This window comes from Akkermansia muciniphila (assembly GCF_018709685.1).
Lineage (GTDB): Bacteria > Verrucomicrobiota > Verrucomicrobiia > Verrucomicrobiales > Akkermansiaceae > Akkermansia > Akkermansia muciniphila_E.
The window spans coordinates 219,060-244,518 of the sequence record NZ_JABDHQ010000002.1; the positions used below are offsets into that span (position 1 = coordinate 219,060).

The window sequence follows — 25,459 nt, forward strand, 5'->3', positions numbered from 1 at the left end:
CCTTCCTTGCGGGAACCTGAACGCAGAACAAAAAGAGCGGCGGATTACTCCGCCGCTCCTGAAACATGACTCAATCGTAAGCCGGATGGCTTAGAAGGAATAAACGAGGTTGGCACCAGCCACCACGCCGAAGTTCTTGTAAGGCTTGGAACCAGCGTCCACACCCTTATTAGCCTTCAGAGCGCCGCTGCCGGCCCAGTTGCAGCTGATGAAGGGAACGACGGCCAGGTTCTGCACGCCCAGCTTGATCGGCAATTCAGCCTTCACCCACCAGGCCTGAGCGCCATTGGACATGAAAGCGGACTTGCTGTCAAAGTAACCGGCGGTAGCAGACATGCCACCAGTGATCACGATATCCGTGGCGGGGCAGATGGTAGCCTTCCAGCCAACATACGGCTGGAACCACCATCCGGTCATGCCCTGGAAGCCATAGCTCGTGGTCACACCGGCGAACCAGCTGTTGCACAGGTCATAGTTCAGGTTCAGATAGAATTCCTGAGCTACGGAATGAGCGTGACGCTGGCCAACGGCGCCATTGGCAAGAACGTTGCTGTAGTCATACTTGGCAAAGTTGCCGAGCAGGCCTCCATGAATCAGATTCCAGCCAAGGGTGGTGGACAGATTCTTCAGCAGGCCGTCCTGGTTTTTCCAGCCAAGGTTGAAATTGGTTTCATTGTGGAACGCAATATCCTTGTTGCCAAGCAGCTCGTGACCGGAGGTCAGGGAGGTATAGGAAGCAGCGCCGACAATGGAGTTGGCGTCGCTCAGCTTGTAATTCAGATTTACACCGGCAGGGATAACACTATCCCCTCCCACCAAAGCGTGGGAAGCCACGATGCCGCGGCTGGTGTAATTGGAAGCGTAACCGGCATAGATATCGCCGGACCACGGATTGACAGTCGGCACCGGAGTGGGGGTAACAACCGTAACGGGAGTACCCGCAAAGGCAGCGCCGGCAAAAGATGCCACAGCTGCTGCCACAGTGATGATGTTCTTGGTTTGCATGACTATTACTTGGTTAGGGTATTAATTGTTGATTTGCTAACAAGGAAAGAAAAATGCCTTTTTCCCCCTTGTTAAGGAAAGTGAAACATTTCCGTCACAAAAGTAAAGCCTTTTCTCCCGCATGTTTAGTTATCACCTTTATTACAAGCACTTATATTATTCATCCCGATGACAAAAAGAAAGATTTTCCATATCTTGTCACACTTCCCATTCCATGGTGTGGGAGGATAAAGGCATTCCGCCCCGGCCAGCCGGGCGTCCCCCTTCAGGGAAGGAGACGGATTCACCAGCACGCGCCGCCCGCAGGAAAGCAGCATGGGCATATCCGCGGAACTGTCACTGTAGGCGGCGGCGTTTTGCAGCACACCGCGTTCCGGCAGAACGCCCTGCGCACGCAAACGCTCCACCTTGACATATCCCTTGTTGTTGCCGTTAGGCAGTTCCGGCATCGCCGGCATGCGGCGCTCCAGCAGGACATCCGTTCCCAGAACGCCGTGAAAGCCCAGCAAATCCCCCAGGGGTTCCGCATAAAACGAGGGGGAGGCGGAAACCATGAGGCACAGGTCTCCATTCCTCTGATGTTCTTGCAGCCGTTCCTTCAATTCAGGATAAATCCATTCCTGCGCCAGAAGCCCGAATTCCCTTCCATACTGCGCTACCGTTTCCCCGGGCAGCCCCCACAGGTAAATGAGGTAAGCCCTCTTCATCCGGTTCTCATCCCATATTCCCAGGATGTAAAGGGGGATACAGGCCAGGAAAAGCAATACCAGCAGGCGACGCCATGGATGGCGTCTTACCACGAAACAGGAAAAAACATACTGCGTATCCCACGGCAGCAGCGTTCCGTCCATATCAAAGAGGGCCACGCCCCTCCCGTTCAAATCATCCGTCATGCCGCCCATCCTATACTCTCAACTCTCAACTCTCAACTCTCAACTCTCAACTCTCAACTCTCCCCTTAAACGCCCAAAACCCCGGCCGCCAAAAGGCAACCGGGGTTTTGAAGCAAATCCAGAAGGAGATAAGATTAACGGGAGTAGAATTCCACGATGAGCTGCTCGTTGACGATGGGAGCAATCTCTTCCTTGGAAGGTACGCGGGCAACCTTGCCCGTGAGCTTGTCACGGTCGCATTCCAGCCAGTCCGGAACCACCGTGGCCTGGGTCAGGTCAAGGGAACGGGTGGCAAGCTGCTGGGAGGAGGCCTTGCCTCCAACGGCGATCACGTCGCCGGGGCGGCAGGAGTAGGAAGCAACGTTCGTCTTCTTGCCGTTCACGGTGATATGGCCGTGGGAAACAAGCTGGCGGGCTCCGGCGCGGGTGTTGCTGAAGCCGAGGCGGTACACAACATTGTCCAGACGGAGTTCAAGGAGCTGAAGCAGGATGTCGCCGGTAATGCCACGGCGGCGGGCGGCTTCTGCATAGTACTTGCGGAACTGGCCTTCAAGCACACCGTACTGGAAACGCAGCTTCTGCTTTTCTGCAAGCATCACGCCGTAGTCAGACTTCTTCTTGCGGCCGGCGCGCATGCCATGCTGGCCGGGGGGGAAGGGGCGCTTTTCAAGAGCCTTGGTGGAACCGAAAAGAGCAACGCCGAAACGGCGGGACACTTTATCGCGGGGACCGGTATAACGAGCCATGATATATTAGATCTATAGGTAAAAGGATTCAATTAGACGCGGCGGGCCTTCGGAGGACGGCAGCCGTTGTGGGGAATGGGGGTCACATCCTTGATGGAGGTGATTTCAATGCCAATCGTCTGCACGGCACGCACGGCGGATTCACGACCGGAGCCCGGTCCCTTCACGCGCACTTCAACTTCACGCAGGCCATGGCCCATGGCCTGGCGGCAAGCGTCCTGGCAAACCACCTGGCCGGCGTAAGCCGTGCTCTTGCGGGAGCCCTTGAAGCCCATCTTGCCGGCGGAGGACCAGCCGATCACGTTGCCGCGCTGGTCGGTCACGGTCACGACGGTGTTGTTGAACGTGGAGGAAACATGAACCACGCCGGAGGAAACGTTCTTGCTGCCCTTGGCCTTCAGGATTTTGGGCTTGTCGTCATCGCCGCCAAGACCCAGTTCCGCAAAAATGTCCTTGCGGGGTTCAGGCTTCTTGGGGGTTTCTTCAGGAGCGGAAGCAGCGGCGGCCGGAGCTTCAGCAACCGGGGCGGGAGCGGGAGCTGCCGTTTCCACGGGCTGTTCAGCGGTTTCGTTGGTGATTTCTTCGCTAGCCATAGTAAAGCTATATAGTAAAATTCAGGTTGGCGGATTACTTCTTCTTGGCCTGCGCGCCAACAGTCTTCTTCTTGCCTTTACGGGTGCGGGCATTCGTGCGGGTACGCTGTCCACGGACCGGAAGGCCGCGGCGGTGGCGCTGACCGCGATAGCAGTTGATGGAAGTCAGACGCTTGAGAATGGATTGCTTTTCACGACGAAGGTCACCTTCAATCAGGATGCCGTCGGTGGTGATCACTTGAACAATCTTCGTGAGTTGTTCGTCGGTAAGCTGTCCCGTGCGGATGTCGGGATTGATGCCTGCTTGTTCCAGGATTCTCTTAGAAGTCGAGCTACCGATCCCGTAAATGTACGGAAGGGAAGCCTCGATGCGCTTCTCGTTGGGTATTTCTGTACCGAAAAGGCGTGCCATAATGGATTGGATTTGCTAGCTGTTATTTTTCTCTGCCTCGCGCAGAGCTATTGCTTGGGGCAAGATGGATACCATAAATTGAGGTTTTGACAAGAGCAAAACGTCATTTTTTCTATTTTTAATCTCTTGCACCGCTTGATCCTGCGCCCGGCCCATGGCGGCGGAGGATGCGCTCCACGGCCCAGGAGGCGTGTTCCGCCACCATGGGAGACTCCCCGGAAAGCGCCTTTAAAAAATCAATGTCCTCCGGCGTCCCGGTATTCCCCAGCACAATGCATCCGTTGCGCAGCAGTCCCTCCCTTTTGATTCTTTTCAGGGGGGAATTCCGGAACAGGGCCGCAAAACCATCGGCATCCAGGGAAAGCAGATCGCGCAAGGGTATGGAGGCCAGGCGGCGGGACATGCGGAACCGTTCATCCGCATCCGGCAGGGGCTTTCCGTTCCAGGGGCAGACCGTCACGCAGGTGTCGCATCCGTACAGGCGCGAGCCTATCAGAGGGCGCATTTCCTCCGGAATGGAACCCCGATGTTCGATCGTCCAGTAGGAAAGGCACCTCCCGGCATCCACCAGCCCGTTTTCCATAATCGCGCCCGCAGGACACAGATCCGCGCAGCGGCGGCAGCTTCCGCACCCGTGGGAGACCGGAGCGTCCGGCTCCAGTTCCAGCGTGGTCAGCACGGTGGCGATAAAAAAACGGGAGCCGCCCTTCCTGCGCACGATGAGGCCGCTTCTCCCGCGCCACCCCACTCCGCAAGCCTCCGCATGGTCCCGTTCCATGACCGGGCCCGCGTCCACATACCCTTTGTGCTCTCCGCCGTAAATGGAAAGCAGTTCCAGCAAATCCGCCAGCTTCTCTTCCAGGATGCCGTGGTAATCCTTTCCGTGCGCGTACAGGCAGATGCTTCCCTGCCCCTCCGGCCGCCCCCGGGGGCTGTCGTAATCATAGGACAGGCAAATGACGGAACGGCAGCCGGGAAGCACTTCCGAGGGGTCCGCCCGCCTTTCCGGGGAGCGCGCCATCCATTCCATTCCCGCATGCCACCCGCGTTCCAGCCACTGGAATAATTTTTCCGCGTGAGGGCTCTTTCCGGCCCGGACCACGCGGCAGCCGGAAAACCCCAGCAACCGGGATACGGCGCACAGGGAATCTTTAATCACGGCGGAATCCGGCGTCAGCACCCCCGCATCATGGACAAGAGCGCCCCTTCCACCAAGAATTTTCTTCATCCCGGTGGAAATTGGATTGCCTGCACACTTCCTCCGTCTCATAATAAACCTATATGAACATCCGGATTCTGAGCGATGGGAAACAGGGTCACCTCAACCAGTCCCTGGGGCTGGCCCAGGCCCTGATCGCCAAGGCGGGGGGCACCGTGGAAACGGTGGACCTGCAAGGCCTTTCCCTCCTGGGGAAAATCCGGAAAGCCGTCTCCGGCAGCGACACGCCGCGGCCGGACCTGTTCATCTCCGCCGGGCACGGCACGCACATCCCGCTCATCTGCGCCCGCCACCATTTCAAGACACGGGCCGTCCTGTGCATGAAACCCACGCTTCCCTGCACCTTTTTTGACCTCTGCCTCATTCCGCGCCATGACCTGCGCCCCGGACGCGACTATACGGACACGGGCATCTTCCCCACCCGGGGAGCGCTTCACCCCATGAGGCCGGACCCTTCCATCCCGAAGGACATTACGCTGATCCTCATCGGAGGGCCAAGCAAGGATTTTGACTGGGATGACGAAGCTATGCTCAACCAGCTTTCAGACATCAGCATCCGGACGCCGGGCAACATCGTGCTGACCACCTCGCGCCGGACGCCGGAGGGCTTTGCGGAAAAAATCCAGACGGCCGTTCCTGAAATCACCGTCGTTCCCGTGGAGGAAACGCAGCCGGGCTGGGTGGCGCGGCATCTGGCGCACGCCTCCGCCACCTGGGTCAGCCAAGATAGCGTCTCCATGGTGTATGAAGCGCTGGGCGCAGGCGCCCCCGTAGGCGTCCTGGCTGTTCCGCGCCGCAGCGGCAAACGTAAATCCCGCATCCTGTCCGGTCTGGAAATGCTGGAAAAGGAGGGCCTGGTCACCGGATACCGGGAATGGAAAAAGAACGGCTTCCGCCTGGCAACGCCCGGCGCCCCCCTCCTGGAGGCGGACCGCGCCGCAGACTACATCCTCACCAGATTCTTCCCCCAATACCGCGCCTTATGAAAATAGTGCATCTCGTCCCCTCCATGGAATCCGGAGGCGTGGAACAAGTCGTCATGGAACTGGGCAGCGGCCTCGCCGCGCGGGGCGTGGAAAACATCGTCGTCTCCGCAGGCGGCCGCCTGGTTCCCCAACTGGAAAAGGAAGACTCCCGCCACATCCTGATGCCCATCGGCAAAAAAAGCCTCGCCACCTTCTTCCGCATCGGCGCACTCCGCGCCCTGCTCCAGGCCATCAGGCCGGACATCCTGCATCTCCATTCCCGCGTTCCCGCATGGGTAGGGTACCTGGCGTGGAAAAAACTGCCGCCGGAAGACCGCCCCGGCCTCGTCACCAGCGTGCACGGTTTCTACTCCGTCAACAGGTATTCCGCCATCATGAGCCGCGGGGAACGGGTGATTGCCGTTTCCAACTGCATCCGGGACTATATTCTCACTCACTACCCGTCCACTCCTGAGGACCGTATCAGAATCATCCCCAACGCCATTTCTCCGGAGCAGCACTATCCGGGCTACTCCCCCTCCCGCGAATGGCTCACGGGCTGGTACATGGCTTATCCGGAACTCAAAGGAAAATTTACCCTCTGCCTGCCGGGCCGCATCACGCGTCTGAAAGGCCAGCTGGACCTGATTCCCATCATCAGAAAACTTCTGGAACAGGGGATCCCGGCCCACGCCGTCATCGTGGGAGAAACCAAAAAGGGAAAGGAAGAGTATAAAAACGAGGTTCTCCGGGAAATTGAGCGTGCCGGCGTCTCCCATGCCTTTACGTGGACGGGACACCGCCAGGACCTCCGGGACATCATTTCCGCCTGCTCCGCCACCCTTTCCCTGACCCAGAGCCCGGAGGCCTTCGGCAAATCAACCCTGGAAGCCCTCGCCCTGGGAAAACCCGTAGCCGGATACGCCCACGGCGGCGTCAAGGAACAACTGGACGCCTTTCTGCCGGAAGGGAACATCAGCGTGGGGGACGCCTCCGCCATGGCCGGCCTGCTGGCCCGGTGGCATGCCCAGCCCCCGCCCCTGCCCCGGCAAATCCCCTCCCCTTATAATATAGAGGATATGATTCAGGGTCATCTTGACGTTTACAAGGAACTGGCACCCCATTCATGACGCCGCAGGAAGCCGCCATCGCCCTGAACCTGATCCCGGGGCTGGGCCCTGTCAGGGTCATGCGCCTCATGCAGGTATTCGCATCTCCTGAACTGATTCTGGAGGCCCCCGCCTCCATGCTGGAGGGAATTCCCGGGATTGGGCCGCAACTGGCTCGCCTCATTTCCTCCTGGCGCAGCATGGTCAATCCATACCGGGAACTGGAACTGGCGGACAAAGCGGGAGCCGCGGTCACCACGGTCTTTGACGCCGCCTATCCCTCCGCCCTTCGCGCCCTTCCGGACGCTCCCATTGTCCTTTACTCATGGGGAGCCTGGGCCGGCAAGGACTCGGAGCGTTCCATTGCCGTTGTAGGCTCCCGGATGGCTACCCACTACGGCAGGCTATGCGCCAAAACCATCTCTCATGACCTGGCGGAAGCCGAAGTAACCGTCATCTCCGGCCTGGCGCGCGGCGTGGATACGGAGGCCCATTTGGGCGCCCTGGATGCAGGGGGCCGCACCATCGCCGTCATTGGAGCAGGCCTCAACAGGCTCTATCCCCGGGAAAACGGGAACCTGGCACGGCGCATCGCGGAAGGCCATGGAGCGGTAGTTTCCGAATTCCCCATGGATACGCCCCCCTCCCGCACCACCTTTCCCATGCGCAACCGCATCGTGAGCGGCTGGAGCCGGGCCACGCTGGTGGTGGAGGCCTCCGGACGCAGCGGAGCCCTGATCACGGCACGGATGGCAGGCGAACAGGGGCGGGACGTCTTCTGCATTCCCGGCCCAGTGGACCGCCATTCTTCCGACGGCTGCCATGCCCTCATCCGGGACGGCGCCACGCTGGCCTCCAACGCCTGCGACATCCTGCATGACATGAAATGGACCGTTCCGGAACAGGGCCTGCCCCTTTTCTCCCCGCACCCGCCTTCCCCCGCTACACGTCCGGCCCCTCCCACACCGGAGGAAGAGAAAGTCCTCCATGCCATAAGGCTGGGCTTCAATACCATTGACACCCTCTGCGCCTCCCTGGGGGACCCGGCATGCGCCATCACTCCGCTGCTGGCCAGAATGCAAATTACAGGGCAAATCACGCCGGACGCAGGGGGCTACTTTTCCATCAACCGCAAGGAACGCTAAACAACACGCGGGCCATCCCCCTCCGGAGGCGGCCCGCGTTTAAATAGCCTGAAAACCGTAAGGTTCCCCTACTGCTTGACCTCCTTGCGCACGGCGTCAATCCAGGCGGATACCGTCTCCGCCTGCTCCCACTTGATCGGGGAGGCCACCTTCTTCTTGGACACAGGGTCGGAAACTTCAAAAATCACTCCGTACACAAATTTGATGTCATCCGGATTCCTTTTCTTCTGGAAACGCCCCTCCTGCTGCGCCTTGAAATCTATCTTCTCATAGGACGCCAGGAAAAGCGCCAGCATCAGGCCATCCTCCCCCTTGAGAGGGGAAACCAGTGGCACCACCGGGCATTTCACTTCCTTGCCCCGGATGATGGTCTTGACCAGCCTGGGCTCCGCCTTCTTCAGGATATCAAGCTTCTTGGCAATGTTCTCCTTGGCGAACGCCTTCTCAAAGACAGCCAGGTTACTGTAATTATTCTTGTCCCGGAAGGGAATCATGATATCCATGCTCTCTTTCCCGTCCGCCAGCTTTACCCCCACGCACGTTTCCTTCTGCTCCATGGACAAGGAAGACTTGGCCTTGTCTGCGCATCTCCTGGTATCAAAACACGGCGTACTGAACGGGAGAATTTCAGCGCCGGCCACACAGGCAGCCACCAGAGACAGGAGTAAGACAGAAACTTTCATCATGAAGCGAATTTATGGTAAACAATCATAATCACCCATGTTCCGCAATGACTTTTTTCTTTGGTTCCAGGCTCTTTCCGGCACGGAAAACATTCGGTTCCTGACGCAAAACAAACACCCTTAAACATCGCAAAACAGCCTCCCTGCCTATCCCTAACAATTATTATTCCAGAAATAAAAAGACCAGGAACAAAAGAAGCCGCGCCCTTCCGTACTCTTTTATTCCCCAAAGAGCCAAAATACATATAACATATTTATATTCAAATATAAATAATAAAACATCGGAATGCTTCCTGAAAAAATTACTGTTCCCGGACATATTTTGAACGCCTTTTCACGGGAGAAAGTCTTATCCTTTACAAGATCTATCCGACGGGTGGGAAAAGTAACTCAAAATCCGTCCAGGGTGGTTTTTGGTTCCATAGGTAGTTAATAGAGAGAAAAGGCCGCGGATCAAACAACCCGCGGCCTTTTTTTGCCCAATCCTCCTTTCAAATGCGGAGTTTGGGCTTGATGAATGAAACTTCTTACTGTAGCAACAAGACATGCGTTTGTTCGCCCTTCTCGCAGGATTCACCCTTTGCCTGAGCTCAACGAGCTGCCAATCGTATGGGGATTCAAGTGATTACATTCCCTTGGCAACGCCTGTCCCCCCACAGCTTTCCCAGCCTGTCGCCCACGCTCTTCCCCGCCCCGCCAATTTCCCCACGCGCCCCGTGGCCATCCCGCCCCGCGCCCCGCGCACACCGCGCTGCGCCAGCGCCTGCGTGATGGATGCCCTCACCGGAAAAGTGCTTTTTTCCCACAACGGCCTCCAGCACCGCCAGGTAGCCAGCACCCAGAAACTGGTAACGGCCATGGTCGTACTGGAGCACGGCAGCCTGGACAGCAAAGTGGTCATCCAGCCTTCCGATACCAAGGCGGACCCCACCAAGCTGGGCTTCCGCGCCGGAGAAGTCTATTCACGCCGGGAACTGCTCAATGCCCTGATGGTACGCAGTTTCAATGATGTAGCGGTGGCCCTGGCCCGCGACACGGCCGGTTCCGTCCCGCGTTTTGCCCAGTTGATGAACGCCAAGGCCCGCCAGATGGGCATGTACAATTCCCGCTTCGTCAACCCCAACGGCCTTCCCGCAGACCAGTACTCCACCGCCATTGACATGGCCCGCTGCGCCTATTACGTCTACCGCAATCCGGAACTTCGCAGCATCATCTGCAAACGCCAGTACGCCTTTACCCGCGCCAACGGCAAGACGCTTCTCCTGAGAAATACCAACAAACTGCTCTCCCAGCACCCCTGGGTCACCGGCATGAAAACAGGTTACACAAACGCCGCAGGGCGCTGCCTGGTATCCTCCGCCGGCTTCAATGGGCGCCATGTCATCGTCGTGGTCCTCGGCTGCCATCCGTCCCGCATCTGGACGGAATCGGAAAACCTGCTCAAATGGGCCCTGGGTGACGCCGCATAAGCACCCGGCGGCAATTGGTATTTGACTTTCACAGCGTGACCCGCTATCAGTCCTGCCTATGTTACAGGCAGGTATTGTAGGTCTCCCCAACGTCGGCAAATCCACTCTCTTCAATGCGGTCACCAGGACCCGCAAGGCCCAGGCGGCCAATTACCCCTTCTGCACCATTGACCCGAACGTGGGCATGGTGACCGTGCCGGACGCGCGCCTGCAAGTGCTTTCCAACATGTCCGGCTCTGAAAAGATCATTCCCACACTCATTGAATTTGTAGACATTGCCGGCCTCGTGAAGGGCGCCTCGGAAGGCGCGGGGCTGGGCAACCAGTTCCTGGCGAACATCCGTGAAGTGGATGCCATCGTGCAGGTGGTGCGCTGCTTTGACAATGACGACATCATCCACGAACTCGGCTCCGTGGATCCCCTGCGCGACATTGAAATCATCAACTCGGAACTCATCCTGGCGGACATCGCCACCATGGACAAGAGGCTCTCCTCCCGGGAACGCAAGGCCCGCAGCGGGGACAAGGAGGCCAAGGCGGAAGTAGCCCTCATCACCAAGCTGCTTCCCCACCTGAACGAAGGCAATCCGGCCCTCACCTTTGAAGCGCAGCTGGATGACGACGAACGCAAGCTTCTCCAGACCTTCCAGCTCCTTTCCGGCAAAAAAAGCATTTTCGCCTGCAACGTGAATGAAGACGAACTGGCGGACGCCATCAACAACCCGGACGCGCACCCCTACGTCTCCCAGGTGAAAAAATACGTGGCGGAACACCACAACGCGGAAGCCATCGTCATCTCCGCCAGGATTGAAGAAGAACTTATCGACGTCTCGGAGGAGGAAGCCCATGAATTCCTGGAATCACTCGGCGTGCAGGACTCCGGCGTTTCCGACCTCATCCGCGCCGTGTACCATTTGCTGGGACTGCGCACGTACCTCACCACCGGCGTCAAGGAAACGCGCGCCTGGACGATCCCGGCCGGGGCCAAGGCCCCCCAGGCGGCGGGCGTCATCCACACGGACTTTGAACGCGGCTTCATCGCCGCGGAAGTGGTGCATTACGACGACCTGGTAGCCTGCGGCGGCAAGTCCGGGGCCAGGGAACACGGCAAGCTGCGCATTGAAGGAAAGGAATACGTCGTCAAGGACGGGGACGTGGTCGAATTCCGCTTCAATGTTTAGCCCAAAGCTTTCCCGGAATTCCATTGACTTTTCATCATGCAGAGAGCAGATTGCTCATAACCTTCACATCGCCTCATGACTGATTCCGACGTCAAATCCACACCTTTGGCCGCCAAGCACGTTGAACTGGGTGCCAGAATGGTCCCCTTCGCCGGCTGGAACATGCCGGTTCAATACACCGGCATCCTGGACGAACACAAAGCCGTGCGCGAAGCCTGCGGCATCTTTGACATCTCCCACATGGGACAGTTCACCGTGGCCGGTCCCGCCGCGGCGGCATGGCTGAACTCCATGCTGACCAATGACATCAACAAGCTGGACATCGGCCAGGGGCAATACTCCATCATGCTCAATGAGCAGGCGGGCGTCATTGATGACCTCATCCTGTACCGGATGGAGCCGGAAACCTTCTTCGTGGTGGTGAACGCCTCCAAGATTGATGAAGACTTTGCGTGGCTCTCCGCCCACAAGCCCGCGGAGGTGATCCTGGAAAACCATTCCGACGAGTACGTGGGCCTGGCCGTCCAGGGTCCCAAATGCGGAGAAGTCTTCTCCCGCGTCATTCCCGGCGTGGAACTTCCCCCCCGCAACGGCATCTCCCGCATCACGGTGGACGGAACGGACCTTATCGTCTGCCGCACCGGCTATACCGGGGAAGACGGCTTTGAATTCTTCTGCCCGGCCGGAGAAGGCGTCCAATGGTTTGAAGCCTTTCTTGACGCAGGAGCCAAGCCCTGCGGCCTGGGTGCGCGCGACAGCCTGCGCCTGGAAATGTGCTACCCCCTGAACGGTTCCGACCTCGCCCCGGACAAGACGCCCCTGGAAGCCGGGCTCGGCTTCTTCTGCGCGCTGGATACGGACTTCATCGGCGCCGGCATTCTTCGTGAACAAAAAGCCAATGGCCTCAGCAAGCGCCTGGTGGCCATTGAATACACCGGCAAGGGAGCCCCCCCCCGCGCCCACTACGCTGTTCACGTTCCCGGAGGAGAAGCCATCGGAGAACTTACCAGCGGCGTGCTCTCTCCTTCACTGATGAAGGGCATTGCCCTGGCCTACCTGCCTGTCGCCCATGCCAAGGTCGGCACGGAGCTGGAAATTGACGTAAGGGGAAGAAAATTCCCCGCCGTGGTAGTAAAAAAACCCTTTTATAAGAAAGGCTGACACTACTGCGCAGAAATAAACTGACAAACACCGTATTTTACTACACTCTCATCTCAAACAATTACATCTTATGCACGACGTACCAGAAAACCTGCTGTATTCCAAAGACCATGAATGGGTTGAAATTGACGGAGACATCGGCACCATCGGTATTTCAGACCATGCTCAGGCCGAACTCTCCGATGTAGTCTTTGTAGACCTTCCCGAAGTAGGCGCCACCGTTGCCGCCGGCGACCCCGTCGCCGTTGTGGAATCCGTCAAGGCCGCCAGCGACGTATACACTCCCGTCTCCGGTGAGATTCTGGAAGTGAATGAAGAGCTCTCCAATGATCCTTCCCTCATCAACTCCGATCCCTACGGCGCAGGCTGGCTGTACAAAATCCGCCTGGACGTTCCCACGGAAACGGAAGACATGATGAACGCCACGGACTACGAGGAATACTGCTCCTGACCCATTCCTCCCTCCCCCGCCCCGGTGATTCCATCCCGGGGCATTTTTGATTTAACCCGGCCCTCCGCGGCCGGGTGCATACCTGCCAGACACCACATGAAAACCAACTCAGACTTTGCCAGCCGGCACATCGGTCCCCAGGGGGAAGAACGCCGCGAGATGCTCAACGCCCTCGGGTACCAGACGCTTGACGAACTCATTGCGGACATCGTTCCCGCAGACATCCGGATGCAGGCGCCCCTGGACCTGCCCGCAGCCAAATCGGAAACGGACGCCCTGGCGGAACTCCGTTCCATCCTCCGGAAAAACAAACTGCTGAAAACCTTCATCGGCCAGGGGTACTACGGCACCATCACGCCGTCCGTCATCCTGCGCAATGTTCTGGAAAATCCCGGCTGGTACACGGCCTACACCCCCTATCAGCCGGAAATTGCCCAGGGGCGCCTGGAAATGCTCATGAACTTCCAGACCATGGTTTCCTCCCTGACGGGGCTTCCGGTGGCAAACGCCTCCCTGCTGGATGAAGGCACCGCGGCGGCGGAAGCCGTCACCATGTGCCGGAATGCCCGGCCCAAGGCAAACACCTTCTTTGTGGCGGACACCTGCCATCCCCAAACCATCAGCGTCATCCGCACCCGCGCCGCCTTCCAGGGCGTCAACATCCTGGTGGGGGACTGGACCACCTTTGACCCCGCATCCGTCGGCGCGGACCTGGCCGGGGTGCTTGTCCAATATCCGGACACGCTCGGCCGCATCTGCGACTACACGGACTTTTTTTCCCGCGTGCACGCCGCAGGCGCGCTCTGCGTCGTAGCGGCGGATCTCATGGCCCTCACCGTCATCCGGGAACCCGGCGCCTTCGGCGCTGACATCTGCATCGGCAACACGCAGCGATTCGGCGTTCCGATGGGCTTCGGAGGCCCCCACGCCGCCTACATGTCCTGCACGGATGCCCTGAAGCGCCGCATGCCCGGCCGCCTCATCGGCATGTCCATAGACACCCAGGGACGCCCGGCCTACCGCCTGGCCCTGCAAACGCGGGAACAGCATATCCGCCGTGACAAGGCCACCTCCAACATCTGCACCGCCCAGGTGCTTCTGGCCGTGCTGGCTGCCTTCTACGCCGTATACCACGGGCAGGAAGGCCTCAAGCGCATCGGCACGGAAATCCACCGGAAAACGGAAAGCCTGTACAAAGCCCTGACAGACGCCGGAATCACCATTGAAAGCAGGGACTTCTTTGACACCCTGCTGCTGACGGTCCCCGGACAGGCGGACGCCATGGTCCGGAAGGCCCTGGAAGCGGGCTACAACATCCGCAAGGTGGACGCCGACCACGTGACCATCTCCCTAGATGAAACCGCCACCTGCGCAGACGTGGCGGCACTGGCCTCCGCCCTCACCGGAGCGGAAACCTCCGTCGCCTGCTGCTGCGAAGCCCCCGCATGGGCTCCCGTCCATACGCGTCAAACCCCCTTCTGCACGGAAACGGCTTTCAACTCCTACCACTCCGAGACGGAAATGATGCGCTACATCCACCGTCTGGAATCCCGTGACCTGGCCCTGAATGAGGCCATGATCCCGTTGGGCTCCTGCACGATGAAGCTGAACGCCGCCTCCGAGATGATCCCCATCACGTGGCCGGAAACCAGCTCCCTGCACCCCTTTGTTCCGGCAGACCAGTCGGAAGGCATCCGGGAAATGCTCACCGTCCTGGCTGACCGCCTGGCGAAAATCACATGCTTCGCCGCCGTTTCCCTCCAGCCCAATGCGGGCGCGGCAGGGGAATACGCGGGCCTGCTGGCCATCCGCCGTTACCAGAAACACGCCGGAGAAGGCCACCGGGACGTGTGCCTCATCCCCACCTCCGCCCACGGAACGAACCCCGCTTCCTCCGCCATGGCCGGACTCAAGGTGGTACCCGTCAAATGCGACGAAGGCGGCAATATTGACATGGAAGACCTGAAAACCCAGGCGGAAGCCCACCGGGACAACCTCTCCTGCATCATGGTCACTTACCCCTCCACACACGGGGTGTATGAACAGACCATCAGGGAACTCTGTGACATCATCCATGCCAACGGCGGCCAGGTATACATGGACGGCGCCAACATGAACGCCCAGGTGGGGCTGACCTGTCCCGGCCGCATCGGCGCCGACGTCTGCCACCTGAACCTGCACAAGACCTTTGCCATGCCTCACGGCGGCGGCGGTCCCGGCATCGGCCCCATCGGCGTAGCGGAACACCTCGTGCCCTTCCTGCCGGGCCACCTCACGCTGGGGCATGAAGAAGGAGCCGTAGCCTCCGCGCCATGGGGCAGCGCCTCCATCGCCGCCATCTGCTGGATGTACCTGTCCATGATGGGCCCGGAAGGCCTCAAGGAAGCGACGGAAATGGCCATCCTGAACGCCAACTACATCGCCAGAAAGCTCGGCCACCTCTTCCCGGTCCTCTACTCCGGCAACAAGGGACTCGTGGCGCATGAATGCATTCTGGACCCGCGCCAGCTCACCCATGACGCCGGCCTTACCGTGGATGACATCGCCAAGCGTCTCATGGACTACGGCTTCCACGGCCCCACCATGTCCTTCCCCGTCCCGGGAACCCTGATGGTGGAACCCACGGAATCCGAACCCAAGGAGGAGCTGGACCGCTTCATTGAAGCCATGGAGCGCATCCATGCGGAAATCATGGCCGTCATCAACGGCACGGCGGACAAGGAAGACAACGTCCTGAAAAATTCGCCCCATACCGCGGAAATGGTCTCTGCCGACGAATGGCGGCACCCCTACTCTCGCAGTGAAGCGGCCTACCCTGTATCCGGCCTGTGCATCCACAAATTCTGGCCGTACGTCGGTCGCGTGGACAATGTGTACGGAGACCGCAACCTGGTCTGCACCTGTGACACGGTGGAGGAATTTGCCAAAGCCGTGGAAGCTTAACCTTCCGCAACCTTAACCCGGAAAGGGCTGTTCCATATGAATGGAGCAGCCCTTTTCATTCCCGGAAGCCGGAACGTATGCGTCACAGGCGTACGATCAGTCATCCGTGAATTGCCGGATGACAGCAAGGAAACGCCGGTTAATCAACTCATGCAGTTTTCCCTTCTCACCTAATCCCACTATGGGTGGTCCCTCCGTCCTGACCGCCCCAATCTGGTTGCAAGTGGAAAACTCAGTCTGGGAAAATCCGGTGGTGATCCCTTGAGCAAGAATCCACACCAGTAAAAGTCTGTTTATCCTGATCATGGCGGTAACGGAGTGCAAATACTGTGAATCCCCGGCGGCAGCCCTGCGGATCCTTCAATTCCAGGGAGGATCACCATATTGATTCTCTCCCAGCTGGCTCTCCCCGTAGCGTAAATACCACAGCAGCCACCACCCCAGGACGGGTACTGCCAGCCACACCAGGCACAGGCCGCTCCTCCCCACATCATGCAGGCGCCGTACCATGGTGGCCGCCATGGGAAGAGACAGTACGATAAGAACCACGTAAAACACGGGAGACAACAGATCCACCCATGGAGAGAGGGAAGAGAAAAAGCCGCTTTTCACGAGAGAGGGAAACCCGGCGGCTGCCAGCCATGCGATACCCACGCTGGCATAAACCTCGTGCATCTCCCCCTTTCCGGCACGGCCTTTAAAACTGCACCACGCCTTGATGATGCGCATCCAGTACTTCTTCCTGGTCCAGACAGGCACGGCGCTCGTGAACTCCTCTCCGGGCCCCGGCATCTCAAACGCCTCTCCATCGTCATCCATGACGGTCATGGAGGGAATGAAGGAAGCCAGCGGCTGCCAGCCCCCGCCGGGAAGCTTCCTCACCAGGGTGCGGTTGGACAGGCGTCCATGGTTGCGGGCCTGAATCAGAAGCACCAGGGGAACGGGGCCCTTGGAGGAACCGTCAATCGCCTGGTACTCGTAAAGATCACTCATCGGAGGCTCTTACTTGGCCGCTCCGTCATGGCTGAACGCGGACGCGGGAATCTCCTGCTTGGGCAGGCCGGGGCCTTCCCACTTCAAGACCAGCCTGGAGGCGGGACCGGCATTACCCACGTAGCTGATGCGGATGGGATGCAGCCCGGCCTTCAAATAAACGGGATTCTTCCGGTCGCCCAAATCGGAAGAAATTTCGGTGCCCGGCTCGTAAGTCTTGTCCGCGTCAATCAGTTCCATTCCGTGCAGGCGGACAAACGCCTTGCTCCCCTTGTTCGCGTCCGTGGACAGGTAAAAAGTATACTCTCCGTCAGCCGGAATTTTTACATACCCGGTCAGTTCCACCCCACGCTTCCGGGGACCATTCATCTTGACGGACGGTGACGGAACCACGCCGTGCGCGGCAGGCTGCTTCTTCAGCTGGCGGAAATCCGGAACCCACGGGAACTCACCTTCATAAACGGACCACTTCAAGCCGGGGGAGGCAGCCCCCGTCACCTCCACTGCCGGGACCAGTTCCGTATCAAACACCGTCTTGGCAGGAAGGAAGGCACGGCGGTTGGACAGGGCGGCGGCCTTCATGCGGGCCTGGAGCTCCGGCTTGGAGGAAGCAAGGTCCTTGCTCTCCTGCGGGTCATTCAGGGTATCAAAAATCATGAAATCCTTGTCCGCATCCTTCACGCCCATGCGCAAGCCTTTCAGACCGTCCACAAAGACAATCTGCTGCTGGCCCCGCTCCGCGCCCTTGTGTTCTCCCAGGAAATCCTTGTAGCCAGGCGTCTTGCCGGCAACATTGTATTCTGAGTAAATAACTCCCGGCTTCTGCTGGTCCGCATGGCCTGTCAGCGTCGGCAGCAGGGAAACGCCGTCGCTGCGGGCGGGAACCGGCACTCCGGCGGCATCCGCCAGCGTAGCCAGCCAGTCATGGAACTGGCCGGGGTGCAGGCTGATCTGCCCCTTGGGAATGCGGGCGGGCCAGCGTACCAGCGTGGGAACGCGCATGCCGCCTTCCCAGCAGTCGCGCTTGATGCCGTCCATCATGCCGTAACTCTTGAAAAACTGCGGATTCTGCGCTCCATGCCTGTGCTTGGGATCGGCGCCTCCTTCATTGTGGGGGCCATTGTCGGATGTAAAGACAATCATCGTATCATTGTCGATCTTTAAATCCTTCAGCAAATGAATCAAATCCGCCACAGCGTCATCCACGCGGCGGATCATCGTGGAATGCCGCTTGGCCACGTCATTGGGGAAACGGGCATTGTCCGGATGAATGTAGGTATCTTTGTCTTTTTCAGCCTTGGCGTCAAAAGCAGTATTTACGGACTCCGTTCCGTTCTTCTTCACCCATTGCAGGCCTCCCTTCAAACCGCCTCCGGCAGGATAGGGCGTTCCCGGAACCACCAGGTTGCCATGAGGGGCCGGAAAAGCCAGGTACAGGAAAAACGGCTTGCCGGTCTTGCGGGCGGACTTGCGCTGGTCCACAATCCACTGCTTGGCGCGGGCGGCAAACAAATCCGTGGAATAGGCCGTCTGCGGAACCTGGTCCTTGATATTCTTCCATTCGGGATTGGGGGCGTAACCGTTGTATTCGAAAATATTGCGGGATTCGGAAGGGTAATGGAAATGCCCGGCCAGATGGTCCAGGATTCCGTAAAAGTAATTGAAGCCGCGCTGGTGGGGGCCGCCCGTCACCGGGCCATGGCTTTCCCCGCCGCCGCCCACGCCCCACTTGCCGATGGCGGCGGTATCATAACCGGCATCCCGCATTATGGTGCCCAGCGTATGGGAATCTTCAATGGGATAGTCAAAGCGGTTGTTCCTCACCACGCGGGAATGCCCCTGGTGCACCCCCAGCAGCAGGGAGGCGCGCGCCGGAGCGCAGACCGGAGCGGCGGAATAATGCCGGCGCAGCTGAATCCCCTCCCGGGCCATGGCGGACAGGGCCGGAGTCTTGAACTCATTCTTCCTGTCCACCGTCCGTCCGTTCAGCTTCTGCTGGCTCCAGTTGGCATCCAGGTCCCCCCAGCCCATGTCGTCCACCAGAATGAAAATAACATTGGGCTTTGAATTCTTGACGGCACTGGCAGCGGGCTTCGCAGCCTGCCCGGAAGCGCTCATGCACGGAACCAGGACAGTCAGAAGAACGGATAGGAAAGATACCAATTTCATGATTCAGGTGAAAATAAACTTTAAAGAGAACGTTAAAACAGAGCGTGATCTTACATGAATTTTCCCATCTCTCAAGAGAATTAAACGGAACGGAAATTGACGACTGATTCGTCAGACCTATAGTGAAGAAACTATAGAACTGCCCCATATTCTATTGATTGCATGTGCCCTGCTCCTCCCGTCAGGCACGCTTTACGGGCTGGACGTCCAGATGACAGACCTGAAAAAAGCCGCCGCATAAGCTGAAAAGAGAACAAAAATCTGTTCATCATTTACAAGGAGAGCGCATGGAATCCTGACGCATACGGCGTGCCGGAACGCCTGCTCGCCTCTGATTTATTTAAAAAGGCGGCACAATCCTGCTTTATCCTGGCGGGGGCAGGAATACTCGGCAGACTGTCTCCCGCCGACGTATTTTCCCCCTTTAATATCACAGCCCACGGAACCGCCAAACCGGAAGAACTCCCTGTCAAGTAGTCCGGCGAACTGCCGGAAAAAGCTACTTTATGCGTGCTGGCAACGCCCTCCGGCGTCATTTACCAAGCCTTCGGAACCACACACGCCACAAAAATGCCACGCTGCTCCCTTACGCACTCCAGCCCAGACAACCGGGATACATTGCGGAAACAGTACAAAAATGGCGGCGAGGAAGCGGGAGCCGCCTACCGGAAAGGCATCATCCTGAATCTGAAGCCCATTTCCATGGAGCTAAAACTTCAATAAAGCAGTTGCTCCCATGGCAAGAGCCGTTTCCGGGGCAACGCAAACAACGTGTCCCGAACCGCAGAAACGTCAGAACCGCTTCTTCCTGTCGTCCCTGCGGGGACGGTCGCCCCAGCGCTCACCGCGGTCACTGCGGAATCCCCCGCGGCTGCCTCTGAATCCTCCGCGATCGCCGCGGTCCCGGTCTCCACGGTAACCGCCGCGGAATCCTCCGCTGCGACGGGGCGGACGCGGTCCGTCGGAATATTCCGGCGTGCCCTTGTCCTCGCGCACATTGACCTCATACCCGCAGACAGTGGCGTTAGCCAGGGCTTCCAGAAGCTGGGGGGCCACGGAAGCGTCCACTTCAATGAGAGAATGCTTGGGGAAAATCCTGATGTCCCCTACGGCGCCCTTCTCCATTTCCACCGTATTGTAGAATAGTCCGGCGATGTCCTTGGGCCTCAGGCCGATCATCCGGCCACCGTTCATGAACAGCGTGACCGTATCACCGTTATGCTGCCAGGAATCCCCCTTCTGCGGGCTTTCCGTTTCTTCTCCGGGCTGGGCCACATGGCGGGATTTGCGGGCCGGCTTGTCTTCCGGAATGGGCTGCACTTCCCGGTGGGTGCGCTCCCGGAGCAAATCAAACAGGGCGGCAGCCAGAGATTCCGGGGCAGCCTCCACGTCCTTCAGTTCTTCCGGCAGCACGGCATCCGGCTTGAGGCGTTCCAGAATGTCATCCACCAGGGATTCCGTCCGGAGCTGATCCACCTGCACGGCGGTCAGCACGGGTTCCGGAGTCAGCTTGACGCCGATGAAGCGTTCAATGCGGCTCATCAGGGAAAAATCACGGCGGCCTACAAAGGTGATGGCCTTCCCCTTGCGCCCGGCGCGCGCCGTGCGTCCGATGCGGTGCACGTAATCCTCCGGATCACGGGGCAGTTCAAAGTTAACCACGGCATCCACATCATCCACGTCCAGGCCGCGGGCGGCAATATCCGTGGCTACCAGCAGGCGCAGGCTTCCCTTGCGGAAGGAATCCATCACGCGTTCCCGCATGATTTGCGGCATATCCCCGTGAAGGCGGTCCACGGGATAGCCCCGGGCCGTCAGGCCGTCCACAACGTCATCCACCACTTTCTTGGTGTTGGCGAATACCAGGCCCATCTTGATTTTTCCGGTGTCCAGCAGCCGGCTGAGCACCTCAATCCGGGAAGAGAACAACACCTCGTAATAAGACTGTTCAATGGTGGGCACCGTCAGCGTAGGCCGCTCAATGGTGATCTGGACGGGATCCTTCATGAACCGGCTCACCAGGCGGTTGATTTCCGGGGACATGGTGGCGGAGAAAAACAGGGTCTGCTTCGTTTCAGGCATGGACTCCGCAATGCGCTCAATATCCTCCAGGAACCCCATATCCAGCATCTCGTCCGCTTCATCCAGAATCAGCATGCGGAGATTGTCCAGCTTCAGTGCTCCGGATTCCATCAGGTCCATGACGCGTCCGGGCGTCCCCACCACGAACTGCACGCCGCGGCGCAGGGCGTCAAGCTGGGGGCGGAAGGAGGAGCCTCCGTAAATGGGTACCGCGGAAACGCCGTCCATGAACAGGGCCAGCTTGTCCACCTCCCGGCAAATCTGGACGGCCAGTTCCCGCGTGGGGCACAGGGCCAGCACCTGGACGCTGCGTTCATCCGGATCAATGCATTCCAGGGCCGGGATGGCAAAGGCAAGGGTCTTGCCGGAACCCGTATGGGACAGACCAACGATATCCGACCCTCCGATGGCGGCGGGAATCGCCTGTTCCTGAATGGCGGAAGGAGTATCGAAGCCGAGCACTTCAACGGCTTCCAGAATCTCCGGCGAAATGCCAAGGGTCGAAAAAGAAGATGTTTGAGTCATGGGGGAAAAATGATCTGTCAAAGTCACGGGAGAAGCTGAACATTATTCACACCTGTGTCCAGCCAAAAGAACGGAAGATACCGTGGGATGCCACGATTTCCACAGGGCTTGCCGGCGGAGAAAAAAACGCCTCTCTCCTGCTTCTGGTCTTTACATTCACACACGGGGTTGCAACTTGCGGTGGCATATCCGCGTATGATACAAGTACCTGCCTCCAAATTCATGGACAAGAAGCCAAACACCTCACGTTCCTCATTCCTGGGAATTTTCATCAACATCCTCCTGCCGGTATTGATTCTGGACTATTGCAGCGCGGGTCCGGCCAATCCCCTGGAACGCCCGGAAGGGGAAAGCTTCTGGCACCTCGGGCCCGTATGGGCGCTCGTCATCGCTCTTTCCCTGCCTCTTGTCTACGGAGTCCGCACCCTGATCGTCACCCGGAAATTCGACCTGATGTCCGGCGTGGGCATGGCCGGCGTGCTGCTTACCGGCGTCATCAGCATCTTCGTCATCGGACCGGAAGGCCGCATCCACAGCGCCACGCCCTGGCTGTTCGCCGGAAAGGAAGCCCTCATCCCCCTCATCCTGGCCGCCGCGGTCATCGTCTCCCGTTCCACGGGCTCCCCCCTGCTCAACATGTTCATTTACACGCCGGAGCTGTTTGACGTATCCAGAATAGAGCAGAAGGTGGCTGCCAATGACGCGGAGCAGGCCTACCAGCAGCTGCTGGCCAGCTCGTCCTGGGTGCTGGCGGGCACGCTCGTGGCCTCTTCCATCGGCAACTTTTTCCTGAGCCTCTCCTTCATGTCTTCCGTCATGCGCCAGCCGGAGGCGGAACAGCAGGTGGCTTACAACGTAGCCATCGGCAGCATCACCTGGTGGGGCTTCCTGATCATCGGTGTCCCCATCCTGGCAGCCCTGGTCTTCATCATGCTGCGCCTGATCAAACGCCTCGGCCAGCTCACCGGACTCACCCGGGATGAACTCCTTCTCAGATAATCCGCTCAAACCATGCAACTCCATACTCCATTCATCCTGATTGCCGCAGTCGCCCTGAACGCAGCCTGGGCGGCGGCTCCCCAATTCGACCGAATTTACGGTTCCCACATGGTCCTTCCCCACGGGAAAAACGTGCCCGTCTCCGGAACGGCGGACCCCAACAAGGAGGTATCCGTCACCTTCGGAAGCTCTACCCTGAACACCAGGGCAGACGCCAGGGGCAAGTGGCGCGTCATGCTCCCCCCCATGCAGCCCAACGGCACGGGACAGACGCTGACGGCTACCCAGAATGGAGATTCCTCCAAGCTGGAAGATGTTCTGGTGGGTGAGGTGTGGCTGGCCTCCGGACAATCCAACATGCTGTTCCGCCTGAACCAGACCAATACCGCGAGGGAGGACATAGCGGCCTCCGGGGATGAACAGCTGCGCCTGCTCAACAACGTTCCCCAGGCCCACACCAACAACGCCCCCTATTCGGACAAGGACTTCACCTCCGTCACTACGGATAATTTCTACAAGGGGCAGTGGCAGGTCAGCACCCCTTCCACCTCCGGCCCTATGACGGCGGTAGGCTACTACTTCGGCAAGAAGCTCCGGGAAGGCCTGGACATGCCCGTGGGCATCATCCACTCCTCGCTCGGCGGTTCGGAAATAGCGGCGTGGATACCCCAGCAGGTCATCAACACCAACAAGAGCTTCAGCTCCCTGCGCGGCAACCGCTGGCTGGATTCCCCCCTCATTTCCGACTGGGTGAGGGGCCGCGCCAAAAAGAATATCTCCCCTCGGCTGAACCAGGGTTCCCCCGACCACCCCTACAAACCGGCGTTCCTGTATGAATCCGGCATCGCGTGGATGACGGACCTCCCCATCACGGGCGTCCTCTGGTACCAGGGGGAATCCGACGCGGAGATTATTAACAATGAACAGAACGGAATGCAGCTGAAAACCATGATCGCCTCCTGGAGGAAAGTCTTCCGGAATCCGGACATGCCGTTCGTAATGATTCAGCTCCCCCGCATCAACGATCCTTCCAAAATCCGGGAAGGCTGGCCCGAATTCCGTGAAATGCAGGACATGACGGCAAAAACCGTCCCCCATGCCTACAGCGTCAATACGATTGACCTGGGCTCCACGAACTCCAACGTGCACCCGCCGTTCAAGCGTCCCGTGGGGGAACGGGCGGGCAATACCGCCCTGAACAAGGTCTATGGCAAGAAGGTTCCCTGTGAAGGCCCCGCCTTCAAGGCCTTCAAGCCCTCCGGCTCCGGCCTCCTGGTCCAGATGGAGCATGCCGCCGGACTGGCCACGACGGACGGCAAGGAACCGGCCCAGTTTGAAATTGCCGGAGCGGACGGGGTTTACCATCCCGCCACAGCGGAAATCGTGAACAAAAAAGGGAGCACCGCCGTCATCCGCCTCTCCTCCCCGGAGGTCAAATCCCCCAAGAACGCGCGGTACTGCTGGAACCGCTTCGTGATCCCCAACCTGGTCAACGGAGACCAGCTCCCGGCCCGGCCCTTCCGGACGGATGCGCCCGCTCCTAAAAAATAACTCTCACCACTCCACCATTCCATGAACCTTCGTCTTCTCTTCGCTTCCCTGGCCGCAACCCTATCCCTGGGCATGGCGGCCCAGGCCGCCCCCGCTAAAATAGCCTGCGTGGGGGACAGCATCACCTTCGGCTCCGGGCTCAAACCCGGGGATGCCCGCTATCCCCAGGTGCTTGCCACGCTGATGGGTCCGGACTTTGACGTCAGGGGCTTCGGCAATCCCGGAAAAACGGCCGGAGACTATCCGGGCCAGGTAGGCCGCTGGTACGGCAGCACCAAGGAATTCAAGCAATCCCTGGACTTCAAGGCAGACGTTTACATCTGCAACCTGGGCATCAATGATACGGGCCGCTGGTGGGACCCCAAGCTGTTCTTAAAGGGTTATGACGACCTGTTCACCGCCTGGAAATCCGCCAGCCCCAAGGCCCGGTTCTTCGCCTGGGGCCTGCTGGGCCCCGACTACCGCGGCCCGCTGAACAAAAAGGCATTCCCCGGCAACTGCTACCCGGACGTGCGCAAGTACTCGGGCTCCGACAACGGCTCCGCGGCCAACCGCCCGGAAGCGGAAAAGCTGATCGCCACCGTGGCGCGCAAGCACAAGGCAGGCCTTTTTGACGCGCTTCATCCCCTCTCCGATCATCCGGAATGGTATGTGGACGGCCTGCATCCCACGGAACCGGGAGCCCGCCGTATTGCGGAAATTACCTTCGCCAAGCTGGCAAAAAGCATGAAGCTCAAGCAGCCTGCTCCCAAGCTGGAACCGGGCACCGGAAACGTGATTATCAACAACACGGGAGAATCCGGCATCCTGCTGGACGGCTGGAAGCTGACGGACGGGTCCAGCACGCTCGTCTTTGAAAACGCCACCGTCATTCATCCCGGGGACCGGCTTATCATCACCATCGGCGCGGAAACCCAAAAGGACCCGACCAAGCCCCTGGAGATCAAATCCGCCAAATCCCCCGCCGCCTTCCGCCTGATTCCCCCAAGGAACCGTTAGCGCGGTTTTTGGATTTTCCAATTGAAGATATTAGCTTTCAACATCTTCCATTGGAAATTTCCTCTCCTTTTCCCACCCTGGACGGCGGCGGCAGACAGCCGGCTACGGGACTCCGGAAAGCCTGCCGCTTCCCTTCAGACGGCGTATTCGCCGGACCGTCCAGCCCC

21 protein-coding genes are annotated in these 25,459 nt (G+C 59.1%); 11 read left to right on the forward strand and 10 right to left on the reverse strand.

Annotation, left to right across the window (positions count from 1 at the left end):
* Positions 1–90: 90 nt before the first annotated feature.
* From HHJ06_RS02375 to queG, 6 genes are all read right to left on the reverse strand, one after another.
* Positions 91–981, reverse strand: coding sequence for a hypothetical protein (locus HHJ06_RS02375; protein ID WP_343206588.1), 891 nt, complete (start codon positions 979–981; stop codon positions 91–93).
* Between the two features lie 149 nt (positions 982–1,130).
* Complete coding sequence (locus HHJ06_RS02380; protein ID WP_215427228.1) at positions 1,131–1,898, reverse strand: HAD family hydrolase; 768 nt, start codon at positions 1,896–1,898, stop codon at positions 1,131–1,133.
* A 134-nt stretch (positions 1,899–2,032) separates the two neighbouring features.
* Positions 2,033–2,644, reverse strand: a complete 612-nt coding sequence (gene rpsD, locus HHJ06_RS02385) for a 30S ribosomal protein S4 (protein ID WP_215427230.1) — start codon at positions 2,642–2,644, stop codon at positions 2,033–2,035.
* Between the two features lie 32 nt (positions 2,645–2,676).
* Entirely contained in the window at positions 2,677–3,237 is a 561-nt protein-coding gene (rpsK, locus tag HHJ06_RS02390) for a 30S ribosomal protein S11 (RefSeq protein ID WP_343206589.1), read from the reverse strand.
* Between the two features lie 34 nt (positions 3,238–3,271).
* Positions 3,272–3,649, reverse strand: coding sequence for a 30S ribosomal protein S13 (rpsM, locus tag HHJ06_RS02395; RefSeq protein ID WP_102711948.1), 378 nt, complete (start codon positions 3,647–3,649; stop codon positions 3,272–3,274).
* 118 nt (positions 3,650–3,767) lie between these two features.
* Positions 3,768–4,877, reverse strand: a complete 1,110-nt coding sequence (queG, locus tag HHJ06_RS02400; protein WP_215427232.1) for a tRNA epoxyqueuosine(34) reductase QueG — start codon at positions 4,875–4,877, stop codon at positions 3,768–3,770.
* A gap of 53 nt (positions 4,878–4,930) precedes the next feature.
* Between queG and HHJ06_RS02405 the strand changes: the two genes are divergently transcribed.
* The 3 genes from HHJ06_RS02405 to dprA are packed head-to-tail and all read left to right on the forward strand — an operon-like array spanning position 4,931 to position 8,087.
* A complete protein-coding gene (locus HHJ06_RS02405; RefSeq protein ID WP_215427234.1) occupies positions 4,931–5,854 on the forward strand; it encodes a mitochondrial fission ELM1 family protein in 924 nt (307 codons plus the stop codon).
* Positions 5,851–6,963, forward strand: coding sequence for a glycosyltransferase family 4 protein (locus tag HHJ06_RS02410; protein ID WP_215427236.1), 1,113 nt, complete (start codon positions 5,851–5,853; stop codon positions 6,961–6,963). The genes HHJ06_RS02405 and HHJ06_RS02410 overlap by 4 nt, the downstream gene beginning before the upstream one ends.
* Positions 6,960–8,087, forward strand: coding sequence for a DNA-processing protein DprA (gene dprA, locus HHJ06_RS02415; protein ID WP_215427238.1), 1,128 nt, complete (start codon positions 6,960–6,962; stop codon positions 8,085–8,087). The genes HHJ06_RS02410 and dprA overlap by 4 nt, the downstream gene beginning before the upstream one ends.
* A 68-nt stretch (positions 8,088–8,155) precedes the next feature.
* Here dprA and HHJ06_RS02420 read toward each other — a convergent pair whose 3' ends face one another.
* Entirely contained in the window at positions 8,156–8,773 is a 618-nt protein-coding gene (locus HHJ06_RS02420) for a hypothetical protein (RefSeq protein ID WP_215427240.1), read from the reverse strand.
* 632 nt (positions 8,774–9,405) lie between these two features.
* On the opposite strand from HHJ06_RS02420, the gene HHJ06_RS02425 reads away from it, so the two are divergent.
* The 5 genes from HHJ06_RS02425 to gcvP all read left to right on the forward strand — a co-directional run bounded on the left by HHJ06_RS02425 (position 9,406) and on the right by gcvP (position 15,974).
* Entirely contained in the window at positions 9,406–10,239 is an 834-nt protein-coding gene (locus HHJ06_RS02425) for a D-alanyl-D-alanine carboxypeptidase family protein (RefSeq protein WP_215427242.1), read from the forward strand.
* 58 nt (positions 10,240–10,297) lie between these two features.
* Positions 10,298–11,419, forward strand: coding sequence for a redox-regulated ATPase YchF (gene ychF / locus HHJ06_RS02430; protein WP_215427245.1), 1,122 nt, complete (start codon positions 10,298–10,300; stop codon positions 11,417–11,419).
* Between the two features lie 75 nt (positions 11,420–11,494).
* The gene (gene gcvT / locus HHJ06_RS02435) at positions 11,495–12,580 is read left to right on the forward strand and encodes a glycine cleavage system aminomethyltransferase GcvT (RefSeq protein WP_215427247.1); all 1,086 of its coding nucleotides are present in this window, start codon (positions 11,495–11,497) and stop codon (positions 12,578–12,580) included.
* A 70-nt stretch (positions 12,581–12,650) separates the two neighbouring features.
* Entirely contained in the window at positions 12,651–13,031 is a 381-nt protein-coding gene (gene gcvH, locus HHJ06_RS02440) for a glycine cleavage system protein GcvH (protein WP_102711966.1), read from the forward strand.
* Between the two features lie 96 nt (positions 13,032–13,127).
* On the forward strand, positions 13,128–15,974 hold the full coding sequence (gene gcvP, locus HHJ06_RS02445) for an aminomethyl-transferring glycine dehydrogenase (RefSeq protein ID WP_215427249.1): 2,847 nt from the start codon (positions 13,128–13,130) through the stop codon (positions 15,972–15,974).
* A 360-nt stretch (positions 15,975–16,334) separates the two neighbouring features.
* Here the strand turns inward: gcvP and HHJ06_RS02450 are convergent, their stop codons facing one another.
* The 3 genes from HHJ06_RS02450 to HHJ06_RS02460 all read right to left on the reverse strand — a co-directional run bounded on the left by HHJ06_RS02450 (position 16,335) and on the right by HHJ06_RS02460 (position 21,743).
* Positions 16,335–16,967: a DUF805 domain-containing protein gene (locus HHJ06_RS02450; protein WP_215427252.1), complete on the reverse strand. Its 633-nt coding sequence runs from the start codon at positions 16,965–16,967 to the stop codon at positions 16,335–16,337.
* 9 nt (positions 16,968–16,976) lie between these two features.
* Entirely contained in the window at positions 16,977–19,136 is a 2,160-nt protein-coding gene (locus tag HHJ06_RS02455; RefSeq protein WP_215427254.1) for a sulfatase-like hydrolase/transferase, read from the reverse strand.
* 792 nt (positions 19,137–19,928) lie between these two features.
* Positions 19,929–21,743 (reverse strand): DEAD/DEAH box helicase, encoded by a 1,815-nt coding sequence (locus HHJ06_RS02460; protein WP_215427256.1) that lies wholly within the window; start codon positions 21,741–21,743, stop codon positions 19,929–19,931.
* Between the two features lie 195 nt (positions 21,744–21,938).
* On the opposite strand from HHJ06_RS02460, the gene HHJ06_RS02465 reads away from it, so the two are divergent.
* From HHJ06_RS02465 to HHJ06_RS02475, 3 genes are read left to right on the forward strand one after another with little or no spacing between them, the layout of a single operon-like run.
* The gene (locus HHJ06_RS02465; RefSeq protein ID WP_215427258.1) at positions 21,939–22,742 is read left to right on the forward strand and encodes a VC0807 family protein; all 804 of its coding nucleotides are present in this window, start codon (positions 21,939–21,941) and stop codon (positions 22,740–22,742) included.
* A 12-nt stretch (positions 22,743–22,754) separates the two neighbouring features.
* Complete coding sequence (locus HHJ06_RS02470) at positions 22,755–24,293, forward strand: sialate O-acetylesterase (RefSeq protein ID WP_215427260.1); 1,539 nt, start codon at positions 22,755–22,757, stop codon at positions 24,291–24,293.
* Between the two features lie 21 nt (positions 24,294–24,314).
* Positions 24,315–25,292: a GDSL-type esterase/lipase family protein gene (locus tag HHJ06_RS02475; protein ID WP_215427262.1), complete on the forward strand. Its 978-nt coding sequence runs from the start codon at positions 24,315–24,317 to the stop codon at positions 25,290–25,292.
* Positions 25,293–25,459 lie beyond the last annotated feature (167 nt).